The organism is Mesorhizobium sp. LMG 17147 (genome assembly GCF_024297145.1).
Classification (GTDB): Bacteria; Pseudomonadota; Alphaproteobacteria; order Rhizobiales; family Rhizobiaceae; genus Mesorhizobium.
In genome coordinates this window covers 1-17,001 of sequence record NZ_JANCTC010000029.1, presented here as the reverse complement: position 1 = coordinate 17,001, position 17,001 = coordinate 1, and the positions used below count along the sequence as shown (strand labels likewise).

Sequence of the window (17,001 nt, the reverse complement as noted above, 5' to 3'; positions counted from 1 at the left end):
GTCATTTAATATAGCAAATTGAAAAAACAGGACCAGGGAGGAAAGGTGCTGCACTTGGGCGCATTAGGCGAAGCCGACGCCATGGTGAAGAGCGACACGGCTGTCCCCGTTGCCCTGGTTCATGCCACAAAAGCCTTCGGCGGCACGATTGCCCTCAAGGACGCGTCCTTCGAATTGCGCTCAGGCGAGGTGCTGGCTCTGCTTGGCGAAAACGGCGCCGGCAAGAGCACGTGCGTAAAGCTGCTGGCCGGCGTGTATCTCCCGACCGGCGGCCATGTCGAAGTCGATGGCAAGCCTGTGGTCTTCCATTCGCCGCACGACGCCCAGGCTGCCGGCATCTCGGTCATGCACCAGCATCCCGGCCTTTTCCCTGATCTTTCGGTGGCGGAAAACATCTATCTCGGCCATATGCCGCGCGACCGCTTCGGCGGCATCGACAACGCCGCCATGCTTACCGGCGCGCGCAGGGTGCTGGCGACAGTCGGCCTCGACGTGCCGGCCGAAACCCGGCTCGGAACGTTGCGCACCTCCGAACAGCAACTGGTCGAGATCGCTCGCGCCCTGTCGCTCGACGCGCGGGTGCTGATCATGGACGAGCCGACGGCCGCCCTGTCGCAGCGCGAGGTCGAGCGGCTGTTCACTGTCGTCGCCGACCTGCGGCTGCACGGCGTGGCGATGATGTTCGTCGGCCACCGCATGGACGAGATCTTCCGCATCGCCGACCGCATCGCGGTGCTGCGCGACGGACGTCTCATTGGCGTCAAGCCGAAGGCCGAGCTTGGCCGCGCCGCCGCCATCGGCATGATGGTCGGCCGCGAGGTGACCGACCTCTATCCGCAACGAAGCCACGCCACCGGCGCACTGGTGCTGGAGGCGAGGGGGCTTTCGCACGCCGGTGGCTTTTCCAATATCGACCTCCAGCTCCATGCCGGCGAGGTGCTCGGGCTCGGCGGCCTGGTCGGCAGCGGTCGGACCGAGATCGCGCGCGTGCTGTTCGGCATCGACCAGCCCGATGCCGGCGAAATCCTGATCGACGGCGAAGCTGTGCGCTTCGCCTCGGCACGCGACGCCATGGATGCGCGCATCGCCTATGTCTCGGAAGACCGCATGGGCCAGAGCCTGGTGGTGGATTTTTCCATCCTCGACAATGCGGTGCTGCCAATCCTCGACAAGGCAGCCCGCTCCGGCTTCTACGGCACGAACCGCGCGATCGATCTGGTTTCGGGTTGGCTGAAACGCATGAAGCTTCGTTTTTCCGGCTACGCGCAGCCGGTGAAGGAACTGTCCGGCGGCAACCAGCAGAAGGTGGTGTTGGCCAAATGGCTGCGCACCGAACCGCGCGTCCTCATCCTCGACGAGCCGACGCAAGGCATCGATGTCGGCACCAAGGCGGAAGTGCATGCGATGATCGCCGACCTTGCCGCGCAGGGAATGGCCATCATCCTGATCTCCTCCGAAATGCCCGAACTCATCGGCATGTGCGACCGCATTATCGTCCTGCGCGAAGGCCATCGGACGGCCGAATTTGCCAAGGGCGAAGCCACCCAGGAAAAGGTGCTGGAAGCAGCGACGAAAGCCGGCGAAAGCGCCGATGCGGCGGCACAGGCCGCCGGCGAGGAGAAGAGAAAAGGGCCGCTCGACATACTGAAGCGGCGGGAGTTCGGCCTGCTCGCCGCGATGCTGGCGGTCGCGATCCCGGTCACCATCATCAACCCGCGCATGGTGAGCGCTGCAAACCTGACCGCCGTGTCGATGGATGCCGCGCTGCTCGTGGTTGCAGCGCTCGCGCAGATGCTGGTGCTGATCACCCGCAACATCGACCTTTCGATCGCCGCGGTGATTGGCCTGTCGGCCTACATGGCGGCCAGCATGGTCCAGGCCTATCCAGGGCTCGACATCGGCATCGGGCTGATGACCGCATGCGCCGTCGGTGGCGTCGCCGGCCTGATCAACGGCCTCGTCGTCACCAGGGGAAAGATCCCGGCGATCGTCGTCACGCTGGCCTCGATGTCTATCTTCCGCGGCTTCAACTCGATCTGGGCAGCCGGCGACCAGATCAGCGCCGACGAAGTCACGCAAGCCTGGCTCGACATGACAGGCCTGAAGATCGCCGGCGTGCCGCTGATCGTCGTCATCGCAATCGTCATCCTGTGCCTGGGCTACGTGCTGCTCTATCGCACCGCCTTCGGGCGCGAACTGTTCGCCGCCGGCTCCAATCCCGACGGCGCGCGTCTTATCGGCATCCCTGTCGACCGGCGCATTCTGCTGGCCTTTGGCATGGCCGGCCTGCTCGGCGGCCTGTGCGGCGCGCTGTGGGCATCGCGCTATGCGACCATCGACGCCCGCGTTGCGCTCGGCTTCGAACTCACGGTGATCGCGTCAGCAGTGGTCGGCGGCGTCGCCATCCGCGGTGGCTCGGGCACGCTGCTCGGTATCATCCTCGGAGCCCTCACGCTGCTGGTCATCAAGAACGGGCTGACGCTGGTGCGCGTCGATCCGCTGTGGCTGCAGGGCGTCTACGGCCTGGTGATCCTGGTCGCCATCGGCATCGACACCTTCATCGTACGGCGCGCCGAGCAGGCAAGACAGGCGAGGGCGAGATGAAGAAGTTCCTCCGTTCGATCGATTTCTGGGATCTGCTGCTGGCGACCTCCTGTGTAGCCATCTTCCTCTATGCCGCGATCTTCGTGCCGAATTTCGTTTCCGGCTTCAATCTCTCGCAACTGGCCGCCAGCGCCTCGGAAAAGGCATTGCTGATCCTGCCGATGACGCTGCTCATCATCACCCGCGAGATCGACCTGTCGATCGCCTCGGTGCTGGCGCTGACATCCGTCGTCTTTGGCTTGCTGGTCCAGGCCGGTGTGCCGACGCTTGCCGCAATCCCGCTGACACTCGTCGCCGGCGGCCTGCTCGGCGCCTTCAACGGCTATCTGGTCTCGGGCCTTGGACTGCAGTCGTTGGTTGTGACGCTCGGCACCATGGCGCTCTATCGAGGCATTGGCTACATCCTACTCGGCACCGGCTCGGTCAACATCCTGCCGCCCGCGGTCGTCGATTTCGGCATCAACAACCTGCCTGGCACCGAGATACCGTGGACCATCGTGCCCTTCCTGGTGCTGGCGCCGGTGTTTGCGGTCGTGCTGCAGAAGACGCCGACCGGCAAGCGCATCTACGCGCTCGGCGGCAGCCCCGAAGTGGCGCGCTATTCGGGCATAAACACGCGGCGGATGGTGCTGAACCTGTTCGTCGTCTCGGGCGTCGTCGCCGCCATAGCCGGCATCGTCTATACCGCGCGCCTCTCCAACGCCCGCGCCAACAATGCGCTCGGCATGGAACTCGACGTCATCACCATCGTGCTCCTCGGCGGCGTCAGCGTCTTTGGCGGCAAGGGCCGCCTGACCGGCGTCATGCTGGCACTGGTCCTCATCGCCATCATCCGCAACGTGCTGGCGCTGAACCAGATCGGTGGTGACGCCCAGGGCATGATCATCGGCCTGCTTCTGATCGGTTCGCTGCTGGTCGGCAATTACTGGCGGTCCACACAGGAGATGCTCAGCAGATCCCGCGCAATGCGCGAGACAAAGGGGTGATCTCGGGCCCCTTCCTTCAAGCCCGAATTTTGACGGAGGAGTCACAATGAAAGCGTTTAGACTAGCCCTGCTCGCATCCGCGGTTCTGCTTGCGCCAACGTCGCTGGCCTTCAGCCAGGAATGCGCCAAGGAACCCGTAACGGTCGGTTTCCTGCCCAAGCTCGACACAGATCCCTATTTCAAAGTGGCCTTCGGAGGCGCACAAGAGGCGGCCAAGGAAATTGGCGGCACCGCCACCCAGGTGGCTCCGTCGCAGGCGACTGCCGAGGCGCAGATCGAATTCATCAACAGCCTCGTCTCGCAGAAGGTCGGGGTCATCGCGATTGCAGGTAACGATGCCAATGCGGTCGCGCCTGCGCTGAAGCGCGCCGTTCAGCAGGGCGTCAGGGTGATTTCGTATGACTCCGATGTGGCTGCCGATGCGCGCGCGGTGTTTGTCAATCAGGTCAAGGGCGACAGTCTGGCAGAAATGATGCTGGAAAGTGCATTCGCCCTCAGCGGCGGTGAAGGCGAATTCGCGATCCTGTCGTCGACGCCGACGGCGACCAACCAGAACGCCTGGATCGACTTCATGAAGGCGAGGATGGCGGCCGAGCCGAAATTCTCCAAGATGAAGCTGGTGCAGGTAGCCTATGGTGAAGAAAGCGAACAGATCAACCAGCAGCAGGCATTGGCGCTGGTCCAGGCGTTTCCCGATCTCAAGGTGATCATCGTCCCGGCAGGCATTGGCCTTCCGGCGGCAGCGCGTGCACTCGAGGAAGCGGGCATGATCGGCAAGGTCAAGCTGACCGGCCTCGCGCCGGCCACTCTGATCTCGAAATACATCAAGGACAAGGCGGCTCAGGATATCTGGTGGAACGTCACCGATCTTGGCTATCTTACCTATCAGACAGCCCAGGCGCTTGCGCAGTGCAAGATCACCGGCAAGGAGGGTGAGAAGTTCACGGCAGGCAGGCTCGGCGAATACACGATTGGCGCCAGCGGCGAACTGATCCTTGGTCCGGCCAAGATCGTGACCCCCGAAAATCTGGCCGAGTTCAAGTTCTGATTCTATGGAGCTCAAGCTCCAGAGGGGCGCCGGTCGATCCGGCGCCCTTCCTAAAAACCTCTCGAATGAAAACAGTGCGGGGCGGCAATGAAGATCTTGCTTGCAGGCGAAACCTTTGCAGCGACGACCTCGGTTGCAATCGGCAGCGACGTGCTTACAACTGCGGCCTCGACAAATGGCGCGACGGCCTTCAATGCCGCGCTGGCCACTGAAGGCATCGCCGTCACGCAGATCGGCGGCGAGCGTTGCAGCGCGGAGTTTCCTTATGACCTCGATGGGCTCGCCCAATATCAGGCGGTGGTGATCTCCGACGTCGGCGCCCTGACATTGCTGGTCACGCCGGATGCCCGCGCCGGGCGTGTCGGCGTCAACCGCCTCGATGTGCTCAAGGCCTATGTCGAAGCTGGCGGCGGGCTGATGCTGGCCGGCGGCTATATGGGCTTTCAGGGCATGTTCGGGACGGCGCGTTTCCACGACACCTCGGTCGAGGACATTCTGCCGGTCCGTTGCCTACCCTACTGCGACGGCATGGAGGTGCCGCAAGGCCTGCAGACCTCCATCCTGCAGTTGTCACATCCGATTTTTTCCGGGGTGGAGGGGCCGTTGCCGCCGATCCTCGGCATGAACAAGCTGGAATTCAGGCGCGACGGTTCGTCCCGGCTTCTGGCGACCTGCCACTATCGCGGCACCGACTGGCCGCTCCTTGCCGTCGGCAGCTACAGCCGCGGCCGCACGATTGCCTGGGCAACCGATATCGGCCCGCATTGGCTCTCGCAGGATTTCCTCGCATGGCCGTTCTACGGAAGACTGATGGCGAACATGGTCCGTTGGCTCGCCGGCGATGAATGAGGAAGCCGGACAACCAGGTTTCACCCAGTGCGGTTGTCCTGGCGCGGCCGCTGCCGCGCGAGGCGCCGGTGACCAGCACCATCTTGCCGGCGAGGTGGAATTTCGGCGTGAATTCATCTGCCGTGCAATTCCACCTTGTTCTTCAAATCGGTCCGGCTGCCGTGTCGGACCGAATAGGCTCGCGTGAATTCTGCGCCCAGCAGAAATATCTCCGCCGAATAATAGACCCATAACAACACGACGAGCAGGGCGCCGGCCGCGCCATATGACGATGAGATGGCGCTGGTTCCGATATACCAGCCAATCAGCGACTTGCCGATGGTGAACAGAAACCCGGTGACCACGGCGCCCAGGCCGACATCGCGCCATTGCAGGCTGCGGTCGGGCAGCACCTTGTAGATCGCGGCAAACAGCAGCGTGATCAGGGCAAACGAGACGATCCCGTTGATGGCGCTCAGGATGATGGTGCCGAACGGCAGATAGGCGTTGATGACCTCTCCGAGCGCCGAAATTGCAGCGCTTACGACCAGCGACACCAGAAGCAGGAAACCAAGCGCGGCGACCAAGCCCAGGCTTGCAATGCGTGCCCGAACCAGCCGCGAGATCGTTGCCCCGCTCGGTTTGACTTTCCAGATCTCGTTCAGCGCCAGCTGCATTTCGCCGAACACGCCGGATGCGGCGACGAACAGCGTGACCAGCCCCAGAATGCTGGCAAGGGTTCCCGCTTCCTTCTGCGAGGCGTTCTCGATCGTCGCCTGCAGCAGCTCGGCACTTTGCGGCCCCATCAGGCCGGCGATCTGTGCCGAAAGGGCGAGTTGCGCCGCCTCGTGCCCGAAGGCCATGCCGGCGATAGCGACAACGATGAGCAGGATCGGCGCAAGCGACGTCGTGGCATAAAACGCTATCGCCGCCCCATGGCTCAGCGCATTGTCGTTGACGAAGCCGAGGATGCTCTGCCTGAGGAGCACCCAGCCCTCCGTCGCCAAGTTCCACATGTGGGCCTCGCATACTTGTCATTAAACAAGTAGCGGCGAGATAGAAGTGGGCGAGGGGTAGTGGACGACCTGGCCGCCGGCTCTGAAAAAACCTCGCCGAGACGCAGGTCTTGCTGGCCGAATTGCGGTAGCCCGCGGGAAACCGACGCAGCCACTTTCGTTGAGCCGCTCACCCTTATTGCGTAAGGAAATTGGACGCGCTCATGATCCAACCAATGGAACTGCGACAGTCGTCCCATAATTTATCGGATACCGATCGAAGTACGGGAACTCGATAACGAAAGCATACCTGGCCGTGAGATGTGCCATTCGAAAGCCGCCGTTGGGGGCGTCGATTGCTATTGTTACGTCTACGTCTTTCAATCCCAAAGTCAGCAATTTTGCCGTGGCTATGGCTTCTATCTCGGCCTGCGTCAGCGAGTTCTTCATCTGCAGCGCACGCGCGGACGTTTCCAGCGTATACCGAACGCTGGACATGGCATTCAAGGCCCAGCCGAATGCGAAGACGCCGATCAAGACCATTATCAGAACAGGGGCGATCAGCGCGAACTCCAACGCAGCTCCGCCTGATGCTTCCCGTATGAAGGCCCTCGCTTTAGCGAACACGGATCACCTGTTGGTGAGTGAGCGCGCGCGAGAGCGAAAACGCGCCGAAACTGAACGGCGGTGACCAGGTGGCTGTCGCTTGGATTTCGACGAAAACCGCGGGAGCTTTCAAACTGTCGCACAGGACAGATGGATCGACCACGGTGGTCCCGCACATATATTTCCGGCTCAGCGTCACCTGCGCGTCGCCGGGATGGTTTTCCCAGCCTGAAAGAGCGACAGCTTGGATAGTCGCATCCTCGGCTGCTCCTTGCATCACGAGATTCGCCGCCGTTTTGACGCCTGCACGCATCGACAACGCGTTCGACACAAAAGACCAGCCGTCAATGATGCCAAGGAGTACCAGGCAAAGGATCGGCACAATCAGCGCAAACTCTACCGCGGCAGCACCCGAATCGCTGCGGAACATCCGGACTGCTGACCCTGTCACGAAGATTACTCGACAAGCTTTATGGATTGCGTGGCCGGAATGTCTCGCATTCCAAGGCTCGTGCAGTCCTGATTGACGTTCGCGTTGCCGGACCACTGCACGGTACTGGCGACGACCTGAGTGCAACCGCCTTTGCCCGAGAAATTGCCGAGATAATTAACGTCTTGCGTTGGAAAATACAAAGCGCCGGTCAAAAGCGAATCTGCCGTGCCATTAACCGTGTTCGATCCAGTCAGGTTGGCTTTGTCGCCGTAAAACAGCACCCCCGAATAGGTGCCCGACGTTGGTGCGCTGAGCTTGATGGTGGCCGTGCCGTTCATGCTGACGCCGGAGCTGCCGGCCAGATAAATGATGACTCCGTCGCCGGAAATATTCGCGTTCGAGTTCGCTTTGAAATCACCGCCTTGAATGACGTATATCCCGGGCGAAAGCGTTACATTGCCGCTCAAGCTGAGCCCCCTGCAGTATGTTCCAGGTTGCAACACCGACTGATTGCTGTTTCGACAGGGGTTCGTGGCCGGTGGCGCCGGCAAGTCGGCAAAAGGATCGGCAGCGGGCAACGCCTGGGTTATCGGCCTGGCGCACACAGTCGTCACGGGGTTGCTCAACGAAACACCGCCTGCCGATACCAGGCAATCGACCTGAAGGCTTGCCGATCCCTGAAGCTTGATGGCGTCCGCGGCTATCGAATTCGACATCACGACGCAGCCGTTCAGTTTGAGATTCGAACTGCCGGAAAAGAGCGCCGCTTTCGGAGCGGAATGATTGAGAGCTAGAGCGCAGGCCCTTGAGGCGTCGGTGATAAGAGCCACCGCTCTTGCCTGTGCGCCGACCGCATTTTGCGTGAATATCGATGTAAAAAACCGATCGAGGGTCTGATGAACGATGACCTCGATAGCCTTTTGGGCCACATTCGGGCCGGAGGACGGGGGCGTGAAGATTTCGATTGTGCCTGTCGACGGGTCCCAGCCATTCGTTGTCGCAGACAATGTCGCGGCGGAGACTATCGTTGGTTTGTCGGATCCTGAAACCTTTTCCAAAGCGCCAGCATAGGCTGCCGCATCCGCCACCGCTTGTAGCTTCAGGCCGCTGTAATACCAGTAGGAAGTCTCAACGCCGAGACCCGCGCCGCCGACGACGATCGGCAACGACAGGGCAAAAATAGTGGCAACGTTGCCACTCTTGCCGGTTCGTCGCATGCAGAAAAAACGCCTGAAGATACGGGCACGCCAGTCCATTCCTCATTTAAGCCGGGATGCATAAAGGAATGACTAAGAATTTCCGTCCATTTCTTGGCTGTGATCCATTCAAACGGCGCTTAGCGGTTCTGCTGCACCCGTTCGCCGGTTGTGCCCTGAGAGGCATTTTCTAAGATCTGAGAACGCGGACGTTGGGCCCACAGGACCGTCGGTAACACTTTGGCCGGGTGCATTGTCTTCACAGAAACCAATCCGATTTTGGGGCCAAGCGCAAGAAAACACCGCCGGCGACCGGTTTCGTTGGCAAATCGTTACCGTTCCCTGCTATTCCCGCGTCTTGATGCATGTTGCCCAAGTGTGCCGCGGTTTTGGGACAGCGACATGCACAAAACAAAGACTTAAAGCAGTGGACGCTCTCGCATGACCAATGTCGCCTTGACCGGGCTTGCCCGCGATCTTGCCAAGCGCGCCGCACAAGGCCGCCCGGTGCGCATCGGCGTCATCGGTTCCGGCGAGATGGGAACCGACCTGGTGACGCAAGGCATGCTGATGCCGGGCATTTCGGTTTGCGCGATCTCGACGCGCCGCCCGCATACGGCGCGTGATGCCATCCGCATCGCCTATGGCGACGAGGCGATGGCACGGGAGGCCGATACGCCGTCGAAGCTCAGCCAGGTGATCGAAAGCGGCAAGATCGCCATCACCGCGAACGAAATGCTGGTCACCAATCCGCTTATCGATGTCGTCATCGATGCTACCGGCAAGCCCGGCGTCGCCGCCGATTTCGACCTAATGGCGATGCAGCACGGCAAGCATCTGGTGATGATGAATGTCGAGGCCGACGTCACTATTGGCTGCTATCTGAAGCAGCAGGCCGACCGGCTCGGCGTCGTCTATTCGGTCGGCGCCGGCGACGAGCCGTCGAGCTGCATGGAGCTGATCGAGTTCGCCTCGGCGCTCGGCTACACCATCGTCTCCGCCGGCAAGGGCAAGAACAACCCGCTCAACCACGACGCCGTTCCCGACGACTATCGCGAGGAAGCGCTACGCCGCAACATGAATCCGCGCATGCTGGTCGAGTTCGTCGACGGCTCGAAAACCATGGTTGAGATGTGCGCCATTGCCAACGCCACCGGGCTGGTGCCCGACGTTCCCGGCATGCACGGCCCCAAGGCCGATCGCGACGAGCTGGTCAAGGTGCTGATCCCGCGCGAGCAGGGCGGCATCCTGTCGAAGAAGGGCGTCGTCGACTACACCGTCGGCAAGGGCGTGGCGCCCGGCGTCTTCGTAATCGTCGAGGCGACGCATCCGCGCATTATAGAGCGCATGGACGATCTGCATATCGGCCACGGCCCCTATTACAGCTTCTTCAGGCCCTACCATCTGACCTCGCTGGAAGTGCCGCTGACGGCTGCTCGCATCGCGCTTTATGGCAAGCCCGACATGGTGCCGCTGCCACGGCCGGTGGCCGAGGTCTGCGCCGTGGCCAAGCGCGATCTGGCGACGGGCGAGACGTTCGATGCGATCGGCGAGACCTGCTACCGCTCCTGGACCATGACCGTCGAAGAAGCCCGCGCCCATCGCGCCGTGCCCGTCGGCCTGCTCGAAGGCGGCAAGGTGCTGAAACAGGTGCGGAAAGGCGAATTGCTCTCCGCCGACAATGCCGCGCCCGACCCGACGACCAGGCTGTTCGCCTTGCGCCGGCTGCAGGACGAGATGCTGTATGGGGCGTAAGGCTCTCGACCGGTGAGCCGTCGCAATGGTCTCCGGCCGAGCACTGGCGTTGTCATGACGAATTCTCTATATTGTAGTGACGATGAAGGCGGAGGCGATTACATGAATCTTCAGATCAGGGATCCGCGCGCACGCGAACTGGCGCGAGAGCTTGCTGCCAAACGCAAGATTTCTATGACGGAAGCGGTCATCGAAGCGCTTGAATCCGAGTTGAAGCGGGAGAGCGGACGCATTCCCTTGGCCGAGCGGCTTGCTGCCATTGCCAACGACTTCAAGGCCAAGGCAGGCCAAGATGGTCGGGCTATGACGAAGGATGAGATCGATGAGATGTGGGGCCATTCCTGATGTTCGTCGACACCTCCGTGGTTGTCGCGATTCTTTCAGGCGAAGAGGATGCCGGCGAGTGGAGCAACCGCATCGAGGCAGCGCCCGCAAGAATAACTTCGGCGCTGGTGGTGCTTGAAGCGGCGATGCGGCTTTCGACGATGCTTGCCGTGCCGACGGTTGTCGCCGGAGATGCGATAGAGGCGTTTCTTCGCGAGGCTGAAATCGAAATTGTGCCTATCGACGCCAGCGATGCCAAGCTCGCAATCCATGCATTTTCAGATTACGGAAAGGGGCGCGGACATCCCGCCCAGCTCAACTTAGCCGACTGCCTTTCTTATGCTTGCGCAAAAAGTCATGGCTCCGCACTGCTCTCCAAGGGCAACGACTTTTCGCATACCGATCTCGCGTAATCCGCAATCGGCTGTTACTTCCCCAGCTCGATCGACCGCCGCCGTGCCGCTTCCACCGCCTCGGTGAGCAGGCGCGTCAGACGGTCCTCGCCCATCATCACGGCAAGCGCGGCAGCCGTGGTGCCGTTGGGGCTGGTCACCTGTTGTCTAAGCACGCCGGGCTCCTCGCCGCTTTCGGCGGCAAGCGAGGCGGCGCCGTAGACCGTTTGCATGGCCAGCAGCTTCGCGACCTCGCCAGGCAGGCCGGCCTTCTCGGCGGCCACGGTCAGCGCTTCGATGAAGTGGAAGATATACGCCGGCCCCGACCCGGAGACCGCCGTCACCGCGTCCATCAGGCCCTCGTCGCCGATATCGGCCACTTGCCCGTTTGCCGAAAGCAGGTCGGCGACAAGGCGTTTGGTGTCTTCGGAAACCAGCCTGTTGGAAAACACCACCATCATGCCCTTGCCGATCGCCGCCGGCGTATTGGGCATGCAGCGCAGGATTGGCGCGCGATCGCCGAGAATGCCTTCGAACGTAGCGACCGGCGTCCCGGCGGCGATGCTGAGGAAAGTGGTTCGGCCATCGTTGAAGCGGACGTAGCCAGCGGTGACGTCGCGGATCACCTGCGGCTTGACCGCTATGACGACGAGGGTCGGCACGGCGTCCGCCGGGATGGCGCCGGCGTCCGCGGCAGCAGAGCAGCCCAGTGCTTCGGCACGCTTGCGCAACTCGGCATTGGGCTCGACCACGAACACCGCAGCCGGAGCGAGCTTGCCGGCTTTCAACCAGCCCGAAAGCATGGCGGAGCCCATATTGCCGCAACCGGCGAGAACAAGCCTGATCGTCATCGAAAGCCTCCCATAGAGATGGCTTCCCATAGCCGTTCGCGGCAGGGCGGGGAAGCCCCGTTGGGACTGTGATCAGGCGGAAACCCGGACCGTGCGGTTGGATGCGCATGTAGTCGCGCAGGCGCGCGGCGATTACATTAACCTTTTATTTTCTATGCCTGTTTAGCATCGCTTAACCAGTGGCGGTCGCGACGTCCCGGCCCGAGGGGGAAGCTCCAGAAACCATGGCTTATAGGAATAATCGTGAACACTGGAGGAACGAGCAGTCCCTGCTGTCGTTCGTCGAGGCAGCGCGCGACGAAGACGAAGCAGCGCTGGTTTCCCTGGAGGACCGTACAGTCCCGTCATGGCGCGAGGATGCCGCCACACGCCATCGTCTGGTCCGCTCGCGCCGCGAAGCGCGTGCCAGCCGGATCCTGTTGGCAGCTGCCGGCATAAGCCAGCCCCATCCTGATGAGCCAAAGGCCGGCACCATGCGGATGGAAGAGGCTACAGTTGCCGATCGGTTTTTCGACCCCGCTGGCTCCCTTGGCGGCTCCGATGCCGGCTCCGCCGATCGCGCCGCATACCCGGCAGCGCCGCCTCCCGCTCTGCCGGTCGAGGTCGCGCGCACCAAACGTCCTGGTCCGATCGGTGCCGTGTTGTCCGCGCTGGGCCGGCTCATGCCCGGCAGAGCGCCGGCGGAGAGGGTATCCGGTGAAACTTCCACCGCGACAAACTCAAGCGCAGCCATGTCGCCTGCCTTCTACCCGCAGCCGCTCTATGCCGGTCGGGCATCGTATCCGCAGCAACCCACGCCGCCGCATTCGGCCCATACTCAGGCCTGGTCGAGGGACGCAATTCAGGCCCCGGAAGCCGCCGATCAGCAAAGCCAGATCGAGGAAATCCGCGCCAGCCTGCGCGAATTCCGCGAGGCGGTTCGCGAGCTCACCGAAAACCGCACGCATCGCCGCTATTTCTGAGCGTCGAATAAAACATGCCGGTTTCGAGTTAACGGCATGGGACGGCGCATTGACGGGATTGCCCGGCTCGATTTTCGTGAAAATGCCGCGCTGCATGTCCGCCCGCCCGCGCATGGTTCTGGGCAACGACCTGCATAAAGACATATCTGGAGCACGCCGCATGGATGCGGCAGGCTTAGCAATAGGCGTCGAGGGTGGTTCATGGCTGAGTTGATTGAAGGAAAACGCGTCGCCGAAGACGTGGTGCGGCGGGTCAAGACACTGACCGCCGAACTAGCGGAAAAACGTGGGCAGCAGCCCGGTCTCGCGGTGGTCATCGTCGGCGAGGATCCGGCGAGCCAGGTCTATGTCGCCTCCAAATCCCGTACCGCCAAGGAATGCGGCTTCCATTCGGTTCAGCACACGCTGCCGGCCGAAACCTCCGAGCCGGACCTTTTGAAGATCATCGGCCAGCTCAATGCCGATCCGGCCATCAACGGCATCCTTGTGCAGCTTCCGCTTCCCGGCCATATCGACGCCGGCAAGATCATCCAGACCATAGCGCCGGAGAAGGATGTCGACGGCTTCCACTTCATCAATGTCGGCAAGCTCGGCACCGGCGAGCTCGAGACCGCCTTCGTGCCTTGCACGCCGGCCGGCTCGATGCTGCTGATCGAACGGGTGCGCGGCAAGGACCTGTCCGGCCTCAATGCGGTCGTCGTCGGGCGTTCGAACATCGTCGGCAAACCGATGGCCAATCTTCTGCTTGCCGCCAACTGCACCGTCACCATCGCACACAGCCGCACCAGGGACCTGCCGGCGCTTGCCCGCACCGCCGATATTCTGGTTGCAGCCGTCGGCCGGCCCGAAATGGTCCGCGGCGACTGGGTCAAGCCTGGCGCAACCGTCATCGACGTCGGCATCAACCGCATCGCCGCACCTGAGAAGGGTGAAGGCAAGACCCGCCTCGTCGGCGATGTCGCCTTTGCCGAAGCAGCGACGGCGGCCGGCGCCATCACGCCGGTGCCTGGCGGCGTCGGACCGATGACCATTGCCATGCTGATGGCCAACACGCTAGCTTCCGCCTATCTCGCGGCCGGGTTGAAACGGCCTTCCTTCTGACCAGAAAGCAGCGTCCTTGCCGAACCTCACTGTTCCCTTAGAACGGCCGGTCACCAATGATCCCGTTCAGGGCGGCCGGCAGTTCGGGTTTCTGCTGGTCGACAAGTTCTCCATGTTCTCGCTGGCCGCGGCAATCGACACGTTCCGGTCGGCGAACCGGCTGCTCGGCCGCGATTTCTATGGCTGGACGACGGTGTCGGCCGACGGCGATGCCGTCATGGCGTCCAACGGCCTGCCGCTCAAGATCGACTACGCCGTCGCCGATCTGCCGCCGGTCGATATCCTGTTCGTCTCGGTCGGGCTGACGACGGAATTTCCCGGCAAGAGCAAGGTGCTGGCGGCGCTGCGCAGCTGGGGCCGGCGCGGTAATGCGCTCGGCGCGCTTTCGGTCGGCTCCTATCTGCTTGCCGAGGCAGGCCAGCTCGATGGCTATCGCTGCACCATCCATTGGGAAAACCGCGCCGGTTTCCTCGAGCGTTTCCCGGATATCAACTGCACCGGCAACGTCTTCGAGATCGACCGCAAGCGCTACACTTGCGCCGGCGGCACCACCTCGATCGACCTGATGCTGGAGATCGTGCGCGGTGATTTCGGCTCGAGCCTCGCCAATGGCGTCGCCAACCAGTTCCAGCATGAGCGCATCCGCTCGGCCGGTGACCGCCAGCGCGTCGGCCCGGAGCGCGACCTGACCGGCAAGTCGGAGAAGCTCCGCCGCATCGTCGAGCTGATGGCCGACCATCTCGACGAGCCGCTGTCGGCGGTGCAGCTTGCCAAGTCGGCGGGCCTGTCGGTGCGCCAGGTCGAGCGCCTGTTCCTGCGTCATCTCAGCGTGACGCCCGGGCGCTACTATATGCGGCTTAGGCTCGAGCGGGCGCGCGAACTGCTGCGCCAGACCAACATGCCGATCCTCGACGTGGCGATCGCCACCGGCTTCACCTCGCATTCCTATTTTGCCCAGAGCTATCGGCTGCAATTCGGCCGGCCGCCTTCCGAGGAACGGCGCACGACCTATTGAGGGTTTTGTACAGCGGCGGCGCAGCTTCGTGCTCCAGCCGGGCTTGTGTCGCGACGCGGCGTCAAATAGCTTTCCGGCGCCGAGCGGCGGCGACTGATGGGGAATATTCGATGGTGGGATTTGTGCGGAGCGCCGCGGCGGCGACCCTGCTGCTGTGGATGACGGGGTTCGGCTTCGCCGCCGATCGCGTCATTATCGTTCTCGATGCCTCCGGCTCGATGTGGGCGCAGATCGACGGCAAGCCCAAGCTCGAAATCGCCCGTCAGTCGCTGCGGAACGTACTGCAATCGGTCCCGGACGACGAGGAAATCGGCCTCATGGCCTATGGCCATCGCGAGAAGGCCAGTTGTGACGACATCGAACTCATCGTGCCACCGCAGGCCGGCTCGGCCAGTGCGATCTCAGCCGCGGCCGACAGCCTGAAATTTCAGGGCAGGACGCCGCTGACCGCCGCCGTCAAACAAGCGGCGGAGGCGTTGAAATACACCGAGGGCAAGGCGACGGTCGTTCTCATCACCGATGGCATCGAGACATGCAACGGCGACCCCTGTGCGCTCGGCAAGGAACTGGAGGCTGCCGGCGTCGACTTCACCGTCAATGTCGTCGGCTTCGGCCTGACGGCGGCCGAGGGCAAGCAGGTCGCTTGCCTCGCCGAAAACACCGGCGGCAAATATATCGAAGCGTCGGATGAAAACGCATTGCAGGACGCTCTCGTCGAGACCGTCGCGCCTCCGCCACCCGCCCCTGAACCGGCTCCCGCCCCGCAGCCTGCTCCCCAGCCGGCGCCCGCGCAGCCGGCGGAGTCCAATTTCGTGCCCACCGTCGTGCTTGCCGAGGGTGGCGATCCCGTCACCGACGGCAATGCCTGGGAGATCTACAAGGCAAATTCCGACGGCACGCGCGGCGATCCCGTCACCACTGAATATGGCGCCTACAAGGGCAATCTTGAGCCGGGCGACTATATCGTCGTCGCACGCGCCGGCGAGGCCAGGGCCGAACAGAAGATCAAGATAGAGCCTGGCCAGGCCGCCAAGCCGCACTTCAATCTGAATGCCGGCACGCTGGTCATCCACCCGCGGCCAAGCGAAGGAGCGGACGTTGACGGCGGCGCGGCTGTCGTAGTCGGCTATCCCGGCGTCGACACCCCGCCGACCTATTACGGCGACACGAAAGTCGTGCTGCCGGCCGGCGACCAGAAGGTGACCGTCACGATCGGCCAGGGCATGGTTACCGAGACGATCCCGCTTGCCGCCGGCAGGGTCATCGACAAGGACGTCATCGTCGGCGTCGGGCGTATCGTCGCCAACGCCTATTATGCTGCCGGCGGCGACAAGGCCGAGGGTTCGGGCGTCGGCTTCAAGGTGCTCCAGGCGAAAAAGAGCGTCGACGGAACCAGGCGGGAGGTGACTTATGCCTACGGTCCGGACAGCAAGTTCGATCTGGCGCCCGACGATTATGTGCTGGTCGCGACGGTCGACCTTGCGGTTGCCGAGCAGCCGTTCAGCGTCAAGGTTGGCGACCATCAGGATCTGAAGATCGCGATGAACGCCGGCATGCTGACGATAACCGCGCCAGGGGCCTCGAAGATCGAGATATTCGAGGCCAGGAAGAACATCGACGGAACCCGCAAGTCGGTCGGCTACGCCTATGACCAGAAATATGAAGCCACCCTGTCGGCCGGCGACTACGCGGTGGTTTCGGAGAAATCGGACAACAGCTCGAAGGAAGGCACAGTCACGGTCAGGGCCGGCGCGCGAGCCGAACTCACGGTTCAATAGATCTAGCAGGCTGTTGAAAAAGTGGCTCGCAGCGAGGCTGTGAGCGTGATTCAGTGTCTTCGGAGAGATTCGGAGAGCGAGGCATGCGCGGCGGAGACGAACGGTCTGGCGAACTGTTCAGTTATGT

The 17,001-nt window shown here is 62.5% G+C and carries 16 protein-coding genes; 11 read left to right on the top strand and 5 right to left on the bottom strand.

Annotated elements, in window-relative coordinates:
* Positions 1 to 45: 45 nt before the first annotated feature.
* From NMG46_RS27980 to NMG46_RS27965, 4 genes are all read left to right on the top strand, one after another.
* Positions 46 to 2,604 carry an ATP-binding cassette domain-containing protein gene (locus NMG46_RS27980; protein ID WP_254820555.1) on the top strand — a complete coding sequence of 853 codons (2,559 nt, stop codon included), beginning with the start codon at positions 46 to 48 and terminating at the stop codon, positions 2,602 to 2,604.
* Positions 2,601 to 3,590 (top strand): ABC transporter permease, encoded by a 990-nt coding sequence (locus NMG46_RS27975; RefSeq protein ID WP_254820554.1) that lies wholly within the window; start codon positions 2,601 to 2,603, stop codon positions 3,588 to 3,590. The genes NMG46_RS27980 and NMG46_RS27975 overlap by 4 nt, the downstream gene beginning before the upstream one ends.
* 46 nt (positions 3,591 to 3,636) lie before the next feature.
* Complete coding sequence (locus NMG46_RS27970; protein ID WP_254820553.1) at positions 3,637 to 4,638, top strand: rhamnose ABC transporter substrate-binding protein; 1,002 nt, start codon at positions 3,637 to 3,639, stop codon at positions 4,636 to 4,638.
* Between the two features lie 87 nt (positions 4,639 to 4,725).
* A complete protein-coding gene (locus NMG46_RS27965; RefSeq protein WP_254820552.1) occupies positions 4,726 to 5,487 on the top strand; it encodes a glutamine amidotransferase in 762 nt (253 codons plus the stop codon).
* Between the two features lie 113 nt (positions 5,488 to 5,600).
* On the opposite strand, the gene NMG46_RS27960 is transcribed toward NMG46_RS27965, so the two are convergent.
* The 4 genes from NMG46_RS27960 to NMG46_RS27945 all read right to left on the bottom strand — a co-directional run bounded on the left by NMG46_RS27960 (position 5,601) and on the right by NMG46_RS27945 (position 8,756).
* Complete coding sequence (locus NMG46_RS27960) at positions 5,601 to 6,455, bottom strand: YihY/virulence factor BrkB family protein (RefSeq protein WP_368389327.1); 855 nt, start codon at positions 6,453 to 6,455, stop codon at positions 5,601 to 5,603.
* Between the two features lie 228 nt (positions 6,456 to 6,683).
* Complete coding sequence (locus tag NMG46_RS27955; RefSeq protein ID WP_254820550.1) at positions 6,684 to 7,037, bottom strand: TadE/TadG family type IV pilus assembly protein; 354 nt, start codon at positions 7,035 to 7,037, stop codon at positions 6,684 to 6,686.
* 40 nt (positions 7,038 to 7,077) lie between these two features.
* Positions 7,078 to 7,497: a TadE/TadG family type IV pilus assembly protein gene (locus NMG46_RS27950; RefSeq protein ID WP_254820549.1), complete on the bottom strand. Its 420-nt coding sequence runs from the start codon at positions 7,495 to 7,497 to the stop codon at positions 7,078 to 7,080.
* A 26-nt stretch (positions 7,498 to 7,523) separates the two neighbouring features.
* Entirely contained in the window at positions 7,524 to 8,756 is a 1,233-nt protein-coding gene (locus tag NMG46_RS27945; RefSeq protein WP_254820548.1) for a pilus assembly protein TadG-related protein, read from the bottom strand.
* Between the two features lie 381 nt (positions 8,757 to 9,137).
* Here NMG46_RS27945 and NMG46_RS27940 point away from each other — a divergent pair, with 381 nt between their 5' ends.
* The 3 genes from NMG46_RS27940 (at position 9,138) to NMG46_RS27930 (ending at position 11,188) form a co-directional block, all read left to right on the top strand.
* Positions 9,138 to 10,451 (top strand): NAD(P)H-dependent oxidoreductase, encoded by a 1,314-nt coding sequence (locus NMG46_RS27940; protein ID WP_254820547.1) that lies wholly within the window; start codon positions 9,138 to 9,140, stop codon positions 10,449 to 10,451.
* Between the two features lie 102 nt (positions 10,452 to 10,553).
* Complete coding sequence (locus NMG46_RS27935; protein ID WP_254820546.1) at positions 10,554 to 10,796, top strand: type II toxin-antitoxin system VapB family antitoxin; 243 nt, start codon at positions 10,554 to 10,556, stop codon at positions 10,794 to 10,796.
* Complete coding sequence (locus NMG46_RS27930) at positions 10,796 to 11,188, top strand: type II toxin-antitoxin system VapC family toxin (protein WP_254820545.1); 393 nt, start codon at positions 10,796 to 10,798, stop codon at positions 11,186 to 11,188. The genes NMG46_RS27935 and NMG46_RS27930 overlap by 1 nt, the downstream gene beginning before the upstream one ends.
* A 14-nt stretch (positions 11,189 to 11,202) precedes the next feature.
* Here the strand turns inward: NMG46_RS27930 and proC are convergent, their stop codons facing one another.
* On the bottom strand, positions 11,203 to 12,018 hold the full coding sequence (gene proC, locus NMG46_RS27925) for a pyrroline-5-carboxylate reductase (protein ID WP_254820544.1): 816 nt from the start codon (positions 12,016 to 12,018) through the stop codon (positions 11,203 to 11,205).
* A 179-nt stretch (positions 12,019 to 12,197) separates the two neighbouring features.
* Between proC and NMG46_RS27920 the strand changes: the two genes are divergently transcribed.
* From NMG46_RS27920 to NMG46_RS27905, 4 genes are all read left to right on the top strand, one after another.
* Positions 12,198 to 12,980 (top strand): hypothetical protein, encoded by a 783-nt coding sequence (locus NMG46_RS27920; protein ID WP_254820543.1) that lies wholly within the window; start codon positions 12,198 to 12,200, stop codon positions 12,978 to 12,980.
* A 201-nt stretch (positions 12,981 to 13,181) separates the two neighbouring features.
* Complete coding sequence (gene folD, locus NMG46_RS27915) at positions 13,182 to 14,081, top strand: bifunctional methylenetetrahydrofolate dehydrogenase/methenyltetrahydrofolate cyclohydrolase FolD (protein ID WP_254820542.1); 900 nt, start codon at positions 13,182 to 13,184, stop codon at positions 14,079 to 14,081.
* Between the two features lie 16 nt (positions 14,082 to 14,097).
* Positions 14,098 to 15,096 (top strand): GlxA family transcriptional regulator, encoded by a 999-nt coding sequence (locus NMG46_RS27910; RefSeq protein ID WP_254820541.1) that lies wholly within the window; start codon positions 14,098 to 14,100, stop codon positions 15,094 to 15,096.
* Positions 15,097 to 15,206: 110 nt separating this feature from the next.
* A complete protein-coding gene (locus NMG46_RS27905) occupies positions 15,207 to 16,874 on the top strand; it encodes a VWA domain-containing protein (RefSeq protein ID WP_254820540.1) in 1,668 nt (555 codons plus the stop codon).
* Positions 16,875 to 17,001: the final 127 nt, after the last annotated feature.